Below are 16,889 nucleotides of genomic sequence, written 5' to 3' on the forward strand. Positions count from 1 at the left end.
TAGGTATAAGGGCTTTAAGGACGAAACATATATTGAAATTGGCCTAATAATTTAGGATCATAGGCAGGTGAAATTTGCAATTCATGTTTTATAGGACCATTCCAAGCTTTTAATTGCGTTTTAAAAATTTCGCTAATCCATGTCTCTTTTTGCATTTGAACTACACGATAGTTCTGAGCTTCAATACTCATTTGCTTAGCAAGCTGGGAGATAGCTTCGTTTAAAGTTACGCCGCTTTCATCGATATAGCCTAATTCCTTAGCTTGCTGAGCAGGAAAAATTTTGGCTCCATACTCCTGAATTAGTTTGGCTTTATCCAACTGGGGGCGGTTAGTGGTCATGATATTTACAAATTCGTTGTAATAGTAATCGATAAGTTCTTTATAATTGTCTTCTTCACCCGCATGCCATGGCCGTAAAGGATTTAAGCCATCTTTACCCTTACCAGCATAAAGAGTTAAGGAGTGAATTCCTAGCTTCTCAAGAAGTTGCGAAATATTGAGGACGGAAGGAGCTATTACGCCAATGCTACCGATAATGCTCGTATCAGTTGCAAGAACCCTATCTGCAGCTGCTGCAATATACATACCTCCTGAGGCGCACATGCCATCCACAAATGCATAGATAGGAACATTATATTGATGTTTGTAAGCTTTAAGAGCCCGATAGATACCATCCGCATCAGTTACCGTCCCACCTGGTGTTTGTATGTGCAGTAAGATGCCTTTAACCAGATTGTTCTTAAGGATACCTTCACGTGATTGAATTAACATTTGACTAATATGATGTTGATCTAATTTATCTAAGCCCACAATCCCGTTAATATTAATTTTTAAAATGACAGGTTGATTAGAGAGCGTTTCTCTTTTTCCTTCAGCGTTAGCTAAAACTTCAACGTTATAATCCTTTATAGGTTCGGTAGAGGTAGAGGTAGTAAAAGCACTCATGCCAAAAATGATCAGTAAAATGGCTAGGCAGCCTCCTATTACGGTACATAAAGCAATTAGAAAGGCACGTAGTGCTGATTGAATGATAGAATCTTTCATTAAACTTTTCCTGTTAATATTTTTATTTAAATTTTAAAGGGATTTACTTGTTGAGCAAGCCAGCTGGTAGCGCGTGCATAAACTAGATAAAAAATCCCATAGAACAAGTAGAGTACGCTCGACAGAGGTGGCGATTAAAGCTTCATTACTTTTATTTGCATAGTTTCCCAGTAGCTTCCTTTCTACAGCAGCATGTTCTTTATCAGCTTCTATGTGTATTGAAAAATATTTCCAATGGCCGGGTTCTTGCATGCCGTAATGTTCTTTTAAACCTTTAATTTTTGAAAGGCATATAGAGGGTATTTGGCTCTCATAAGCATACAAACAAGCAATTCCTTCGGCGGTGCTAGAGTTTTTGCAGCTTTTCATAAATGTATGAATTATTGCTTGCATACTTGGAGAGGGATGATGGGCCTCTATTTCTTCAGAGCTGGCACCTAATTGCTGCGTAAAGCTCCTCCACAAATCCGGATGGTTAGGTAAACCTGCTTCCTCTTCAATTAAATTATTAAGAAGATGGCGCCTTGTGTCGGCATCTTCTGTCTGTGAATGAAGAGCGGAAAGGTAACGAGGAAATGCTTTTACATGATGATAATATTCTTTAGCATATTCTACCAAGCACTCTTTAGATAGCTCTCCTCGGCTCCATGCTTGATAAAAAGGATGATTAAGCAAATGTTTATCTTGAATTTGATGATCGATTTTCTCTAAAAATTCTTGTGTCATGGAAACCCTCTCATTTAACAGAGCAGAGTAATAAAAAAAACAATTTAAGCAAACAAAAGACTTATTTTCAAATTCTAAATTCTTTATTATTTAAGCCATTATGCAGCTAGACAAAATACATTCTTTAATTCAAGAGCTTTTGCAAGAAAATAGCTTTTTACAGGCCATATTAAGTTCTCCGCGAGATAAAAATTTTTCTCAGAAAATTACCATTCGCCCTGTTTCTATTAAAAATAATTGGAGATTGCAATTCAGCCATCAGCAAAATCAAAAGGTTATCCATAAAAATTATTCGGTAGAAGAAGGAACAGAAAAAATTCTTGAGGCTTTAAAATATTATAAGCAAGCTCTTTTTTGTACCGCCTCTAAAGATTATCAAATACTTATTAGTAAAAAAGGCGAGGCCACTGTCCTTTTTAAGCCTGCCAGTAAAAAAGCTACTCCTTTACCCACCCACAACCGTTCAAAAAATTATCTTCTTAAGGAAAATGAGCCCATTCCTTTCTTGCAAGAACTAGGTGTGATCTCTAACTTGGGAAAAGTTTTGCCGGGAAAACGCGATAAATTTTGTCAAATCAATCGTTTTTTGGAAATGGTCCAGGATATTGTGCCTTATTTTGCTAAGGATAAAACTTTGCAAATCGTTGATTTTGGATGTGGCAAAGCTTATCTAACTTTTGCACTCTATTATTATTTACATTTTCAACTCAAGTACAAGGTGCAAATTACAGGATTAGATTTAAAAGCTGATGTTGTAGTCCAATGCCAAAATTTAGCCCATAAATTAGGATTTACTCATCTGCGTTTTATACAAGGGGATATCAATGCTTATACGGCAAATGAATCTATAGATTTAATGGTCTCCTTACATGCTTGCGATACAGCTACCGATGCAGCCTTAGAAAAAGCCGTGCGCTGGCAGGCGCAAGTAATTATGGTAGTTCCTTGCTGTCAACATGAGTTATATAAACAGGTGCAATGTGAAAGCTTAGAGCCTCTTTTATCCCATGGCATATTAAAAGAACGTTTTTCTGCTTTAGTGACTGAGGCAGCACGCGCCAAGCTATTAGAAATTTTAGGCTACAAGACGCAAGTTATCGAATTTATAGACATGGAACACACTCCCAAAAATCTATTAATTCGTGCGATTCGGCAATCAAACAGCAAAGCTCATTACGCGGAGCTTTTAGAGCAATACTATCAGTTTAAAAATACTTTAGAAATAAAACCTTTTTTGGAAAAATGTTTTATTCAAGATTTAACGTCTTAATAATAAATTAATATTAATTTATTCTGAATTTAAATAATTATAACTAAAATAACGCTTAATTTATTTTTTTAAAAATAAAATGAGTGCTATTTTATGTTAAATCTTTTTTCATGGACGCAATTTTCCGAAACCTATCTTAAATGTGAATTAAAGTCTTCAGTTTTAGATAAAAAAACGCTGTCAAAAAGTTTGGATGTTTATTTAAAGGCTGAGCTTAAGGTTGAGCTTTCTCCATCTGCTGCTAAAATTTTAAAAAGATATGCTTTTCATAAAGCCGGAATAAAAAGCGGGCAGCAAAAAAATTTAAGTTCTATATTGGCCTGCCAGGTGTTGGAAAATTATAATGAACTTTTAGGGAAGATAAGATTCGAGTTTGAGTCTTTGGGCTTTGTAAAACCTGCTAAGCCTGTGATTTCTAAAACAATGACTTGGCTCACCATCTTTTCTTCAAGTATTGCTGACAAACATTGGGAACCTAAAGTAAAAGCTAACCTTCAAAAACTATTCGATCAAGCTTACAAAATAAACCTTATTAACAAAGTGGTTTTTAAGAAAGATCCCCATATCGAATTAGATAAGCTTATTTCCCTAGAATTAGTAGGCAAGCAATTAGCCTACTTTAATCCTAAAGAGGGGGAACGGTTTCAAATTCCTTGTGAGGGTCGCATGATAGAGTATGAAGCAAGTAAAATTCCTCTATGGATGGGAATGTGTGCTTACGGTTTCAAGCCGGTAGATGAAAATGAAAAGGCTCCACCTATTTTGGCTTTTTCGGGAACCCGCATTGGTCTATCGCGAAGAGGGTTTTTAGCCACATTAGCTGCCGACTTTGATCTTCGTGGGGTAGGTTATATTGCGTATGCAAGTGGCAAGAGAAACATCACTCAATGGTTAGAACAGAATAAAAATGCGTTGGTAACAGGTCATAGTCTAGGCGGCGCTCTTGCACGCTATACAGCGATAGATAATCCTAGCTTAGTTCATGGGGCCTTTTCTTTCAATGCTCCAGGCATATCGGCAACCTATGGAAAAAAATGGGATCAGCTTAAAACAGAGCTACCTCAGCACCGTCCTCATATGTATAATTTCCATCATAGTGAAGATAAAGTTCCTACGTTTGGACAGTGTTATATCGGAAAAAATTATCAAGTCATTTGCTCAGTAGAAAAAACTGTAAACCAACGCTTTACTGCACAGTATACTATCCATAATAAAATGTTGTTTTGCAGAAAAATTGCTATTCTTTGCAAAGCTACTCCTAAACCAAGTTTATCTTTAAAAATGCAAAGATTTGTTGGCATCATTCCCTTTATCTTTTTTATTTCCTTACTTTTTATTAATCGAGGGCTATTTGGCCTTTACGATTCTAGGCCCTATGCTTCAGTTTTTGGACCTTTGCGTTGGGTTTGGCGCCAATTAATCACTAACCAATTAGCTATAGAGCAATTAGATATTGAATATTCGCAACCTCAAAGGTCCGCGATTGCAGCATAAAAAACTAAGAAGTAAATGAGAGGTTAGCCAGCTTAAGAGCGACCGAAAGAATAGGATTGCTGTTGGAATAGTTTTTACCTTTTTTACTTGCAGTTTTAGGTTAACAAGAATTATGATCATTTTTAATTTTTTTAGCCGATGTGGCGAAATGGTAGACGCGGTAGACTCAAAATCTACTTTAGGCAACTAAGTGCTGGTTCGAGTCCGGTCATCGGCATATCTCCGGAAACATTTTCAAAAATGAAGGCGTTTCCGGTTTTTTCATTTTGTAAAGCGCTCGTTTCTTATAAATAAGTGAGAAAGCTAGGCTCATTTCCACGGTTCGATGCTTTCCATCTGCAAAAATCAATTTTCCTGGAAATATCGAACCAAGCATTGTCCCTTTCACGTCCAAGGGTACCATTTGGAAGTCAATATCCATGTGGGCCAAAAAGGTAATTCCTTAGCGGCTATACTTTTTAAAAGCCGTGTCAGTAAGTTTTATATCTTCCCTATCGCGCTTTAATTTCTCAATCTGGTTTCGAGTATGACGCTTAAGGCGGTTATAGGAGTCTACCTCTAATTCGCCAGTTACAAATCTCTGTTGATCAAACTTGGAGCAGATTGGCTTCGTGATTGGTTAGCTGGCTCTTTAGTTTGGTAAGCTTTCGAACTTCTTATTTTATGTCTTTGCTAACTAACCATTCATTGATCCTAGAAAGCAAATCATCAAAATTCTTAGGGAGAGTCTTCTCATTAATCTTTAAGCCGTTCAAGTAGCTTTGCCAAAATGTCCTAAGTTGCGGTAATTCGGCCATTTTATATGCGATAGGAAGCTTTAAAGCCGTACCTCTATGCTCAAAAGCTGATTCTATAATTAATTTTAAATCGTGAAAAGAAGCAGAAAACTCGTTAAGGATCAGTGAATGCACATCATGAAAATCTTTCATGCGACTGTTTAAAAACCCACGATAAACAACGGTTTCTAATTTTTCTGCAAATATGAATTCTTTAGGATAGCAGGAAAGATTCACGCTCGATTCAAATATAGCTTTTTTTGCGCCCTTAAGCAAAGGAATCGAATATTGAATTGGTTCAACCATATCTCCAAAACCAATATCGATTGAAAGCTTGCACTTAATTTGCCCAAAGTAAGCCATTGCGCTGATTTCAGCACCAGAATAGCGCATATGAGGATGAGTAAGTTGATCCACCTTAATATTTTGGAAAGTAAAGCCATCATCGGGTTCTATCTTTTAAGGCTTCTTCAAATATAAGAGAAAGATCATCAACTCTGTTGATAACTCTATCATTGGCAAGGAAATCTAAGTCTTTAGTTTCTTGGCCTAGATTAATGTATTTAGACAATAATACGGCTTTGCTAAGCGCACAAGAAATCTTTCTAAAATAAGGTTTTGCCAAAGGTCAGCTGGATCTCGACCTGTTTCTTTGGCAATCACTCGCAAACGAGCTTTAAGAGATTTTTCTAGATCAGCAGTCATGTGGTATAAGACAAAATATAAGGCTTGATATTAACGCGCAAAATATTCGCGTATTCAATTAATTTCTTTGAATCAGGCTTTATATCCGCTAATGTAAAATATTGCCTTAATGCCTTAAGGGCGATTTCTTTACTTAAGTAACGAAAAGCATCTACAATTGTTTGCTCTCTATCAAAAATATGAACTGTGTACTCTCCCATAGTAAGTGTTTCCTTTCCAAGGTCAGTATTACGCATTCTCACAATATGAGCGTTAGGACGTTTTGGTGAACGTCTTTGATTTGGGATGGCAATCCAAGCTTCACGCATGATTTGATCTGTTAGCTCGTAATAAAAAAGAGCAGAAATGAGACAGATTACTCCTTCTGGAATACTAGCTGCTGTAAAAGCTAGGTTTTCCCAGTCAAAATCTACTTTTGGTTCATAAGTGGGGGATCGGTAAACCCCTGAACAAATTTTTTCCAAGATACCATTTTTAGTTAAATAGATAATAGACCATCTGGGAATGCCTTGATTTTCCGCTTCTTTAAGAGTAAACAAAGGCCTGTTTAAAAATTTTTCTAATTTATCTTCGTATTTTTCATATTTGCAATTCTGCAAAATGCACTCATTCATGTCAATTGAGTACATTTTGGGGAATCTACTCAAAAATGAACCAGAAATACCAATTGACAAATGCTGGGAGTTGCGTTTATCAACTTCCTTTAAAATAGAAGAGTCTTCTTGGAAGAGAAATCGTAATGATAGGTTTTTGGTGATTAATTCAGTTTCCATAACCTAGCTGTTCCTAATGACGTTTTTGGAAATCCTTAAAATTCATCAGCAGAAATAAGTTAGGAATAAAGACCTCTGGTAAAGCTTTTAAAGTCTTTGAGTACAGCTTTTTTAGTATTGTTGTCCGCCATAATTAAAACTGTTGTATGTTCAATTCGAGCTTGCCTATTATCTAATTCCTTTTGCAACAGAGGGAGTGTTTGTAAGATCAATCGTGTTCCAATGCCGTGCGAATGGTAAGTAGGAGGTACAGCAATTTGCTCTAATTCTAAGATTATTTATTGGCGGAACCTAATTTTCTCACTCCACTGGATATATCCCAAGATTTCTTTCTCAGCGGCTGCGACGAACAGCTTAATTCGAGGTTAAGCATTAACGTCACATTTAATCCATTCCTCAGATAGAGCCTGCCAAAGAAAAGCTTTCCTGTGTACTTGACTTACCTCTAAAATGTCCTCCAAATCCATCGGTCTAATTTGCATATGCAGCTGTCTCATCAAATAAGCCATTCATAATCTTTTAAATAAGCAACCGTTTGTGGGAGTGATTGCTTCTCCAGTATAGCTAAGTATTCTTCAGAACTTTTTGGAGGTTTTTTCAAGCTTAATCTGGTTTCTTGCACTGCTTTCATAACTTTGCTGGGACTCAAATCGATTAGATGCCTTAGAAATTCGCCAGGGTGCTAAGCATCAATCCCATATTTGGCAACAGCTGATGGAGGAAAATCCGTTAAATTATAGGTCACAATAGTTTGTGCGTTTGCTTTGATGGCTGCTGCTAATACATGTCGATCATCTGGATCTGGTAGCTTCAAATTGCCAATCAGCTCTTCATAGTCAAAGACTAAACAATCTTTGACATGTAAGTCCATTTTGGCTCGTGTCATTTCGAGACGCTCTTTAGTCAAGTCCGATCGATTTTTTAAAAGGCTGCGCATCCATCGCAATGAATATCTTTTGTCCATTTCGCTTGATAAAGATCTGTTAATGCGAGTCGCATCAGAAGATCTCTTAGAGGAGCTGGCTACAAGACGCATGAGTCATAAATCATAATAAAGCTAGCCATTTAATATCCCATATCCAGGTTTTGTGCTTCTTCAGCCAACTCTTCTAGAGTTTTACGACGCGCTGCGTCAATTTTAGCCTTATAATCCATTAAATCTTGGAACAGAATTCGGCGCCTTGTCCCTACCTTACGAAAGGGAATTTTTTTTTCTTCTAGAAGTCGAATCAGATAAGGGCGTGAAACGTTAAGTAAATCTGCAGCTTCTTGGGTTGTAAGTTCCGCATGCACAGGAATTAACGTGATTGCATTTCCTTCTGCCATTTGAGTGAGCACTGTCATCAACAGCTTAAAGGCTGAAAGAGGCAAGGTAACCGAACTCTGTTGATAATTATCAGTTTCAAGTAGGATTTTAACGGCTTTTCCTTTCTGCAAGTCCATGGAAGAAAGGATACGGCTAGAAGCTCGAGCTAATTCTACCTCGCTTTCGCTAGGCATAATAGGCTCAGGTAAGTGAAAAGATTGCATAACCATAGATACTCCTATTAAATGGTCTTCTATTCTTAAAATAGCATTTATTCGAAATATTCGCAATGTAAGTAATAATCGAAACGAGATTGGCAGTAAGGTCTAGGATGATAAAGCTTTTTGGTTTTTTCGGACCACGCTAAGTGAGGGGGGGGTGCTATTGAGTAATGTGTATTACATTAGTTCTATTTATATTAGGGAGATAAAGGAGAGCAACTTTTCTTTAAGTTCCCGTCAATACTAGTAAATTCTCTCTAACCATAGAAGGAGCCTCTCCAGGGCGAAGGAGCCGAACATCTAAGAAGGCTTGAAGTTCATAGAGTTATTTCATTCCTTCGATGAATTGGTTCGAGAACGCTCCGGTGCTGGGCATATCCCAGGGCACTTCTCTAATATGCGGTGAGAGTCAAATCGGAGGAATATTATGGCTAAAAAAGTTTTGTCTACCTATAAAAGGCTTGCTCAAGACCCAGCTCGTAAGAAAAGAATGGGTGAAGAATACCAAAAGCTTCTATTAGCTGAGTTGATCAGTGCTTTAATAAAGGAAGATCATATTTCTGTTAGAAAGCTTGCCAAAGTAGCAAAATTATCACCTTCTATCTTTCAAGACATTCGATCAGGCAAGAAGGATCACCTAACGCTTGAATCCCTTGCAAATATCATTTCTATTTTGCGATATTCTATTGTAGGGGAAAAAGCGCAGGGTAATTGACGTTCACTAAGAAAGTTATGAGCTCCCGGTTTAAGGAAGCAATGGAGGAAGCACATCTACCTCGTTGTAATTAAAAAGCTTGAAAATATTATTTAATCCCGATAAATTTTGAGATCTTTAACGAGGCTTTACCCTTAGAATGGATTCAGGAGTTATTTTATGATTAGAAGTTCATACCCCATATTTGATGAAGTTTTTTGCGCTATTCAAGGCTTTGCTGGAGCTCATCTTGTAAATGTCATTAAAGGTGCAAAAATTCTTAATCCTGCCACTGCAGCTATATGTTTTGCTGGTATTGCTTTAACTGAAAAGGTTGTTTATGAATTAAGTAAGCGTATTATTCCTGGACCTACGGTATTTTTAGGCCCGCTCCCTTTAGGAGCTAAAAATATCGTATCTTATAGTTTAGCTACCTATACAACATTTAAAATTATGAAATTAGCCGGCTTAATTTTAGCGATACCAAAAGGGATCGTAGTTATAAGTGCTGTCTGCTCAGTAGCTTTGGTAATAGGTGGTATTGCAACTATTATAAAACAGCCTTTTAAATCTTTTGATCAACGTCTACACTAGCATCTACAACATAGTCTCTTTAGCCATGCAGCTTAAGGTGGTTTGTAACCGATGCCTTAAGTCCTCGGTTACTAGGGGCCTTCCCTAAGCTCTTATACAGCATTTTTGGCCCACCGTCGGCTTGTCAAAGTCCGTAGCGCACAATCATCAGCATAACTTTTTAATCCCCAGGTTCTTCCTGTTTTTAGATTTGCTTCCATTTTATCTAAAGCGTAAGCTCTGACACTTTCTTTGATTCAAAAAATAAAAGAATTTTCTAAGAAGATTTAATGCCATACTCCTCTAAAATTTTTTTAACTTTGCTGACATTATCTCCTTGGATTTCAATATCTGCATCCTTGGCAGCACCTCCGCACCCAAGCTTCTTCTTGAGAAGAGAGGCTAGATGGACGAGCTCGTTAGAAGGGATATTTAAATTTAAAATAACTGTTAAAATATTTTTCCCTCTTTTGACTAAGCGAATCTTTACACCTTTCAGAGGCTTTGAGGAAGCTGGTTTGCTGGGTATCCATTGTCCTTCTATTGTAAAAGGCATATTTCCCTCTTTTAAGTAAGTGTTAGAAAAGCCACAAGCTTTTATTCCAAGCGCCCTAAACCCTTTCTACGGCTCTTTTCAAACATCCATTTAAAAAGCAAAATAGAAAACGTTAGGTAAATAGCGTTTAAGGTTAGGCTATAAAAAAGGTAGATATAGGGGAAAGGTTTTTCATCTAAAATGCTTCTCATGCCTTCGAAAATATAAGTGGAGGGCAATAGCCAAGAGATTTTCTGGGCCCATACGGGCAAAATATTTACAGGATAAAACACCGCACTGAAAGGCGCAAATAGAAAACCGATCATCCAAGCCAGCATTTCGACTTGATGCCCCCAGTAAATAATAATACTGGCGGCCACGAAGCCAAGGGTCCATCCAAACATAAGTAGCAGGATAGCAAAAGGAAGAAATGGCCAGCCCACGGTAAATACGTTTAATGTATAAAGTAAATAGACCGTAACTGCTCCAAAGGCTACTGTTAAGATTAGCTTGCATAAGCAGAGTAATATCGTTCCTATTATCCATTCACAGATCTTTAAGGGAGTAGAAAAAAGGTTAACTAAGTTGCGATTCCAAAACTCTTGAAGAATATTTATCGAAATATCCACCGATCCACGCCAGGTTACTTGCCAAAAGATTAAAGCGGTCATAAGTACCAAAGGAAGGTTGGCTACATGATTTTGATGTTGTATCCACCTTGAGGTTAAGCCCCAGAGAAGAATATCTACGAGAGGCCAGTAAAAGATATCGGATAGCTGGTTGGGTCCTTTAATCGCATTATAATAATAACGAAAGAAAACACCTTTGATTCTACTAAAGTTCATCGTTTTTGCTTGGCTATATGGTGAAAAAAATCATCGAGAGAAGGCTCTTTTATTTTGATAGTGACGTAGTTTACCCCTTCTTTACTTAAAGCGTGCAAAAAAGCAGGAATTTTATCTTCTTCTATGAGAATTTCGATATTTCGATGATCCACACTATATTTAAAACCAGCTGTTGATGCTACTGCTATGGTACGATTAAGGCCTGCCTGTACGCATAATTTAACGCGAACGGCTGAAATGCTTTTAGCTAATTTTTCGGGAAGATCGTCAGCAATGATTTTACCTTCTTTAAGAAAAATTGTACGATCACAAACTTCCATGACTTCTTCCATTTTATGAGAGGAAAAGAGGATAGAAAGGCCCTTTTTATCTCTTTGTTCAAGAAGAAAAGAACAGATGTCGCTTGCTATATCAGGATCTAATGAGGCGGTAGGTTCGTCTAAAAGCACTATCTGAGGATTGGTAAAAAAAGCTTTAACTAGCATGAGCCGAGTGACTTGCCCCGCAGACAATGAAGCTACCCGCTGATTCCTCTTTCCAAGGATTCCAAAGCGTTCTAAGAGGGGATCAAATTTTAGAGCACTTTCCTTTCGGGTCAAACCATAGAGCAGGCCAAAGACTTCTAGATTTTCTTTAACGGTTAGAATCCAAGGGAGACTGGTATAGGTGCTGGCAAACGAAACCTTCTCAAGAATGTCTGAACGAGCATGAGCAAAGTCTTGTTGGAAATAAAAAATAGCTCCTGAAGTGTAGGCTAGCGTACCTAAAAGCATTTGGATTGTAGTAGTCTTACCTGATCCATTGGGCCCTAGTAATCCTAAAATTTCCCCTTTTTTTAAATCAAAAGAGATTTTATCAATCGCTGTAAAAGGAATTTTTCCAGGGTAAATCTTTGTAAGATTTTGAACAGAAAGAACATTAATCATATAAGCTTTTTTTATTCCCTCAAATTAAACAGATAATAATTTATATCATTCTTTAGGCTTTTCACTCAATAGAGAGCAAAACTTCCAAATTTTTTTTAAATGATTGCTTGCTAAAGTTTATAATTTTTTTTATACAAGGTAAGTTTGCTATGTCAGCTGTAAGGCAGTGCTTTTTTTACGGATGCTAATTTTAAAATGGCTTAAAGATTTTTACCATGTTCGAAGTAGCTTTTAAAATGTTAATAGGAGATAAAGCTAAATTTCTAGGTCTTATATTTGGCATTTTTCTTTCCAGTTTTCTGATTTGCCAACAATCGGCTATTTTTTTAGGGCTCGTAGAACGTTCCTATCGGCTCATCACAGACATACCTACTCCAGAAATTTGGGTTATGGATCCAGGCACTGAGCATATAGATAAAATACGCGAAATGCCTGACAGCCAAATTGATAAGGTTAGGAGTGTTCCTGGAATCCTTTGGGCAGCCCCCTTGTCGATGGCCTATTTACCCTTAAAGCTTCCTAATGGGTTGTTCCATGAAGCTCAAGTGGTGGCAATCGATCAAAATTCTCTGTTAGGCGCTCCTCAACATATGGTTAAAGGCGTGGTAGAGAGCCTGCGGCATGAGGGAGGCATTATCTTAGATCAACATGCTGTTCGAAAAGCTTTAGTGACATATGGGGCCGATGGTAAACCTTCTTATCTTAAGTTAGGCGATAGTCTAGAAGTAGCTGATCAGTACGTTGTCGTGGTGGGCATCGCTCAATTAACCTTAGGCTTTTATCCTCAACCCATTATGTATATGGCCTATCAGCAGTATAAAAATCTGACTCCTTTTAAAAATCGTCATCTAGGTTTTATACTGGCCAGAGTAAAGCCTGGAGAAAATGTGGAGAAAGTGGTTCAAGCTATAAAAGATCAAACTGGGCTTTCAGCTTTTACTCGAGAAGGATTTAAGTGGCGCTCCATTTGGTATTTCCTAAGTACAGGTGTTTTGATTAATTTTGGAACCACAGTCCTTTCAGGTTTTTTGCTAGGTATTGCTATTGTAGGGATTATGTTTTATATGTTAACGATTGACTCTCTGCCCTTTTTTGCCATGCTCCGTGCTCTGGGCGCCACCCCGCTTAAGATTGCTCATATGATATATTTCCAAGCTTTGGTCGCAGGAATTATAGGCTTTGGGCTAGGATTAGGGGCTGCAACTTTAGCAGGTCAAATGATTATCTTTTCGCAAGGTACGATTGCCTTTCTATTTCCCCCTTTAATATTCCTATTTGCAGCTTTTACAATTATTTTAATTAACTTATTGGCAGCGCGGATATGTATCCGTAGAGTTTTGAAAGAAGATCCTAAAATTGTTATGAGCAAATAGGCAAAAATATGGCACAAGAAATAGCTGTTAGCTGTCAAGATGTGGTAAAAAGCTATGGCACTGCTGAGATGCAACAGATGGTGGTAAAATACTTGACCCTTGACTTTTTTTGTGGCCAGTTAGCTTTTTTAATGGGACCTTCAGGGTGTGGCAAAACAACCTTTCTTTCAATCATAAGCACCATATTAAAAGAAGACGAAGGAAAAATCGAAATTTTCGGAAAAACTACTCGTGATTTTAATGAAGAAGAGAAAACTAAGTTCAGATGCGAAAATATTGGGTTTCTTTTTCAGAATTTTTATTTAATGCCCTCTTTAACCTGTATTGAGAATATTGAATTACCTCTTTTATTACAGAATAAATCTAAACAAGAAGCAAGAAATCGTGCCTATGAAGCTCTAGCAGATATAGGTATTGCTCCATTAGCCAATCGATGGCCTCAGGAGCTTTCAGGAGGCCAACAACAGCGGATAGCTTTAGCTAGAGCTCTTATTCATCAGCCTCAATTAATCATCTGCGACGAACCTACAAGTTCTTTAGACCATGCAAACGGATTAATCGTGATGAATTTATTAAAGACGCATGCCTTAAAGCCAAAAAATGCGGTCATTGTAGCCACCCATGATAAAAGAATATTAGAGTATGCTGATCGCATAATAGAATTGAATGATGGAATAATCGAGAAAATCTACTAAAGCTTTTTAAGATGAATGAAGGGGTAATTGCTTCTGAATTATAGCAGAAAGCCACTTGCAAACAAGCTGTAGAGCCCTAGAAAGAAAATGAGCTAAAAAATAAAAAAGGTTGTTTAAAGGTTGATTAGAGCCTCTATTAAGGATAAGAAAAAAGGAGCTATTTTTATAAACCTTAAGAGGTGAAATAATAAGAGTATTTAAAAGCATGGCAAGGGGATGAATCAAAAACGAAAATATTTCATGGTTTTAGCTTTATTAGCTTTTATAGGGCTTTTAGCAGCTATCTGGATGGTTTTTTTTAAAAAAGAGCCTAAAATTCATTACCTAGAAGATCCTTATTTACATTTTATTGCTAGAAAAAATGCTATATATGGCATTGGCATAGTCATTCCAAGAAGCGAAGAGATAGCTATCCAGGCTTCTAATGGGCGAAGAATTGATAAGGTTTTTGTTAATGAAGGTGATAAAGTAGGTCTAGGTGATCCTCTGATTCAATTAGAAAATAAAGAATTACTTCATGAGGTGGCAGCAAGCGAGGCGGCTTTAGCGAAGGCAAAGATGCAATTAGAGCGTTTACGAGCTCTTCCTAGAAGTGAAAATCTAACATCTCAACAAGCTCTTCTTCATCAGTCTAAAGTAGACTTACATGAAGCTGAAAGGCAACAAGGATTAGCCCAAGATCTCTTAGCTAAGCAAGCGATAAGCCCAGGAGAACTTAATCAAAAGAATTATCTTGTAGAGGTACAAAAAGCTAAATATGACTATTTAATGGCTCAATTTCAGCAATTAAAAGCAGGTGCTTGGCAACCTGATTTGGATGCAGCAAATTTTGAAGTCGAGTACCAGAAGGCTCTTTTAGAGCTTTCTCGCCAGAAGTTAGATGATACTCTAATAAAAGCTCCATTAGAAGCCACAGTATTAAAGGTTAATATTCATGCTGGTGAGTTAGCTCAATCCACTAAAGCAGAGCCTTTGATGATTTTAGGAGATATTGAAGAGTGTTTTGTAGAGGTGTCCATTAATGAAGATGAAATCTCTTATCTTAGGCCTCATCAAGAGGCAGTAGGTTTTTTTAGAGGAGTAAATAATAAGCCCATCCTTTTAAGTTTTGTAAAAATTAAGCCTCTGCTGGTTCCCAAGAAAAATCTTACGGGCTCAATTATGGAACGTATAGATACTCGAGTAGTGCAGCTCATTTATCGTTTTAAAACCTCACAGAAATGTTTTTTTGTCGGTCAAGTAATGGATGTCTTTATACCCGATTCTAGAAATGGCACCCACGATGAATAAGTTTTTTTCCCTCAGCCTAGCATTAATAGCGATGAGTGGCATCTGTACTAGCTGCCAGAGGGTAGGACCTGCTTATAAAAAACCTCATATAAGGCTGCCTGAGCACTGGGAGATAGAGCAAGATCAAACCTTACTTAAGCAAGTGCCTGTAGGAGTGCAAGAAGAGGATGAGTTACCTAACTGGTGGGCAGCTTTTCACGATGTTATACTTGAGAGATTGATCAATAGAGCTTTAGAAAATAATCCTGAAGTTCATATTGCTTCTCAGCGTCTTCAAGAATATCAAGCTCTATTGTTAGAATCTAGAGCGGATTATTTTCCTAGGGTTCATATGGGTATGGGTCACACTAATGCTGTCTCTCCAGCAGATGGGATTTTTTTTCAGCAACCAAGCTTGATCAATTACTTAAAAACTCAAAATGTCAAAAACCAAAGACGCTATGATTTCTTTCATCTGGGCCCTATGATTTCCTGGGAGATTGATTTGTTTGGAAGGCTTCACAGTGAAAACTTGGCAAGAGAAGCAGAACTTGAGGCTTCCCATGAGAATTTGATGGCTATTCAGCTCTCAATTACAGCAGAAATTTCAAAAGCCTATCTTCGATTAAGAAGCATTCAACATCAATGGTTAGCAGAAGAAACCTATCAACAAATTTTGCAAGCACGAGCCAATCTTTTAAAGGAACGGTTAGTACTTAATCATTCCTCTTTAGACTCAATCGCCAAGGTTGAAATAAAAATTTGTGAAAGTAAAAATGCCATCTTACAGTTTAAGAAATATTTCGAGCAATATAAACACCGCTTACTTACTTTGATAGGTGAGACAATATGGCCTTTTGAGGAAAATCTTTTATGCCCTGCCCCTATGCCTCGACCTAACGTTCAGGTAGCTGCAGGAGTGCCTTCAGATTTATTACACCAACGCCCCGACATACGTCAAGCAGATCGTGAGCTGGCTGCTGCAACTTATCGTATTGGAAGAGTAATGGCCGAAGCTCTCCCTCATTTTGCCTTAATAGGGAGTATTGGGGGAATGAGTAAGCAGTTAGCAGATATTTTAAGTTTTAAAAATTTGTATTGGCTATACGAGCCTTTAACCTCTTTCCCTCTATTTGATGCAGGCAAAAATAAAGCAACTGTAAATGCCTATAAAGCGCGTGCTAAAGCAGCTTTTTCCCATTATCATCAAAAGCTTTTAAACGCTGTGGAAGAGGTCCAGCTTGCTCTACATTCGCTGCAAAGTAAAGAAAAGCGGTTAGTTGAGAATAAAAATATCTACTCATATGCTGTTGGTTCTGTAGAGAGAGAGCATCTGCTTTTCCAGCAGGGCATAGGTGATTTCGCTGCCTTTAATCTAGCAGAGGATGAGGCTCATCAGCGGAAGATGCAATGGCTTGTAGCAGAAGAAGAATATGCTTTAAGTTATGTGACTTTATGCACGGCCCTAGGAGGCAAAGCTAATTAGTTTGACATGATTTAAAGGATGTTTCATGCTTAAGTAATATTTTGAGAGCGTTTTTTCTCCCAAATCGCTATACTTTATTTACGCCTAAATCATTATAAAGCTCTTAATTTCTTGCAAAGTTGACTATGAAACCAATCAAGCTAGATAACCAACAAAGCCGTCTTTTTAAATCTCGC

At 37.5% G+C, this 16,889-nt stretch carries 17 protein-coding genes, 1 tRNA gene and 1 pseudogene; 9 read left to right on the plus strand and 10 right to left on the minus strand.

Annotation, left to right across the window (positions count from 1 at the left end; genetic code table 11):
• Positions 1 to 14: 14 nt before the first annotated feature.
• Entirely contained in the window at positions 15 to 1,046 is a 1,032-nt protein-coding gene (locus NEOC65_RS01770) for a S49 family peptidase (protein ID WP_213155529.1), read from the minus strand.
• 33 nt (positions 1,047 to 1,079) lie between these two features.
• Positions 1,080 to 1,772 (minus strand): CADD family putative folate metabolism protein, encoded by a 693-nt coding sequence (locus tag NEOC65_RS01775; protein ID WP_213155530.1) that lies wholly within the window; start codon positions 1,770 to 1,772, stop codon positions 1,080 to 1,082.
• A gap of 100 nt (positions 1,773 to 1,872) precedes the next feature.
• Here NEOC65_RS01775 and NEOC65_RS01780 point away from each other — a divergent pair, with 100 nt between their 5' ends.
• The 3 genes from NEOC65_RS01780 to NEOC65_RS01790 all read left to right on the plus strand — a co-directional run bounded on the left by NEOC65_RS01780 (position 1,873) and on the right by NEOC65_RS01790 (position 4,753).
• Entirely contained in the window at positions 1,873 to 3,042 is a 1,170-nt protein-coding gene (locus NEOC65_RS01780; protein WP_213155531.1) for a class I SAM-dependent methyltransferase, read from the plus strand.
• 93 nt (positions 3,043 to 3,135) lie between these two features.
• Complete coding sequence (locus NEOC65_RS01785; RefSeq protein WP_213155532.1) at positions 3,136 to 4,536, plus strand: lipase family protein; 1,401 nt, start codon at positions 3,136 to 3,138, stop codon at positions 4,534 to 4,536.
• A 134-nt stretch (positions 4,537 to 4,670) separates the two neighbouring features.
• Positions 4,671 to 4,753: transfer RNA gene (locus NEOC65_RS01790), tRNA-Leu, on the plus strand.
• Positions 4,754 to 5,192: 439 nt separating this feature from the next.
• Here NEOC65_RS01790 and NEOC65_RS01795 read toward each other — a convergent pair.
• From NEOC65_RS01795 to NEOC65_RS01810, 5 genes and pseudogenes are all read right to left on the minus strand, one after another.
• Complete coding sequence (locus tag NEOC65_RS01795; protein ID WP_349305282.1) at positions 5,193 to 5,768, minus strand: nucleotidyl transferase AbiEii/AbiGii toxin family protein; 576 nt, start codon at positions 5,766 to 5,768, stop codon at positions 5,193 to 5,195.
• Positions 5,755 to 5,883 carry a hypothetical protein gene (locus NEOC65_RS09680; RefSeq protein ID WP_283248267.1) on the minus strand — a complete coding sequence of 43 codons (129 nt, stop codon included), beginning with the start codon at positions 5,881 to 5,883 and terminating at the stop codon, positions 5,755 to 5,757. Before NEOC65_RS09680 ends, NEOC65_RS01795 begins: the two co-directional genes overlap by 14 nt.
• A gap of 130 nt (positions 5,884 to 6,013) precedes the next feature.
• A complete protein-coding gene (locus tag NEOC65_RS01800) occupies positions 6,014 to 6,790 on the minus strand; it encodes a type IV toxin-antitoxin system AbiEi family antitoxin domain-containing protein (protein ID WP_213155534.1) in 777 nt (258 codons plus the stop codon).
• A 496-nt stretch (positions 6,791 to 7,286) separates the two neighbouring features.
• A pseudogene (locus tag NEOC65_RS09770) lies at positions 7,287 to 7,855 on the minus strand (VapC50 family PIN domain-containing toxin).
• Positions 7,856 to 8,326 (minus strand): helix-turn-helix domain-containing protein, encoded by a 471-nt coding sequence (locus NEOC65_RS01810; protein WP_213155536.1) that lies wholly within the window; start codon positions 8,324 to 8,326, stop codon positions 7,856 to 7,858. It lies immediately after the preceding pseudogene.
• Between the two features lie 418 nt (positions 8,327 to 8,744).
• Here NEOC65_RS01810 and NEOC65_RS01815 point away from each other — a divergent pair, with 418 nt between their 5' ends.
• The gene (locus NEOC65_RS01815; RefSeq protein WP_213155537.1) at positions 8,745 to 9,032 is read left to right on the plus strand and encodes a helix-turn-helix domain-containing protein; all 288 of its coding nucleotides are present in this window, start codon (positions 8,745 to 8,747) and stop codon (positions 9,030 to 9,032) included.
• A 159-nt stretch (positions 9,033 to 9,191) separates the two neighbouring features.
• Positions 9,192 to 9,605 carry a hypothetical protein gene (locus tag NEOC65_RS01820; protein ID WP_213155538.1) on the plus strand — a complete coding sequence of 138 codons (414 nt, stop codon included), beginning with the start codon at positions 9,192 to 9,194 and terminating at the stop codon, positions 9,603 to 9,605.
• 256 nt (positions 9,606 to 9,861) lie between these two features.
• Here NEOC65_RS01820 and NEOC65_RS01825 read toward each other — a convergent pair whose 3' ends face one another.
• The 3 genes from NEOC65_RS01825 to NEOC65_RS01835 are packed head-to-tail and all read right to left on the minus strand — an operon-like array spanning position 9,862 to position 11,890.
• On the minus strand, positions 9,862 to 10,140 hold the full coding sequence (locus NEOC65_RS01825; protein ID WP_213155539.1) for a translation initiation factor: 279 nt from the start codon (positions 10,138 to 10,140) through the stop codon (positions 9,862 to 9,864).
• 41 nt (positions 10,141 to 10,181) lie between these two features.
• A complete protein-coding gene (locus NEOC65_RS01830; protein WP_213152056.1) occupies positions 10,182 to 10,964 on the minus strand; it encodes an ABC transporter permease in 783 nt (260 codons plus the stop codon).
• Positions 10,961 to 11,890, minus strand: a complete 930-nt coding sequence (locus tag NEOC65_RS01835) for an ABC transporter ATP-binding protein (RefSeq protein ID WP_213152057.1) — start codon at positions 11,888 to 11,890, stop codon at positions 10,961 to 10,963. The genes NEOC65_RS01830 and NEOC65_RS01835 overlap by 4 nt, the downstream gene beginning before the upstream one ends.
• 215 nt (positions 11,891 to 12,105) lie before the next feature.
• On the opposite strand from NEOC65_RS01835, the gene NEOC65_RS01840 reads away from it, so the two are divergent.
• From NEOC65_RS01840 to NEOC65_RS01855, 4 genes are all read left to right on the plus strand, one after another.
• Positions 12,106 to 13,263: an ABC transporter permease gene (locus NEOC65_RS01840; RefSeq protein ID WP_213152058.1), complete on the plus strand. Its 1,158-nt coding sequence runs from the start codon at positions 12,106 to 12,108 to the stop codon at positions 13,261 to 13,263.
• An 8-nt stretch (positions 13,264 to 13,271) separates the two neighbouring features.
• Positions 13,272 to 13,958, plus strand: a complete 687-nt coding sequence (locus NEOC65_RS01845) for an ABC transporter ATP-binding protein (RefSeq protein WP_213152059.1) — start codon at positions 13,272 to 13,274, stop codon at positions 13,956 to 13,958.
• A 216-nt stretch (positions 13,959 to 14,174) separates the two neighbouring features.
• Positions 14,175 to 15,248, plus strand: coding sequence for an HlyD family secretion protein (locus tag NEOC65_RS01850; RefSeq protein WP_213152060.1), 1,074 nt, complete (start codon positions 14,175 to 14,177; stop codon positions 15,246 to 15,248).
• A complete protein-coding gene (locus tag NEOC65_RS01855) occupies positions 15,241 to 16,713 on the plus strand; it encodes an efflux transporter outer membrane subunit (RefSeq protein ID WP_213155540.1) in 1,473 nt (490 codons plus the stop codon). Before NEOC65_RS01850 ends, NEOC65_RS01855 begins: the two co-directional genes overlap by 8 nt.
• The last annotated feature ends 176 nt before the right edge of the window (positions 16,714 to 16,889 follow it).

Origin of the sequence: Neochlamydia sp. AcF65 (assembly GCF_018342435.1) — a bacterium.
Classification (GTDB): Bacteria; Chlamydiota; Chlamydiia; order Chlamydiales; family Parachlamydiaceae; genus Neochlamydia.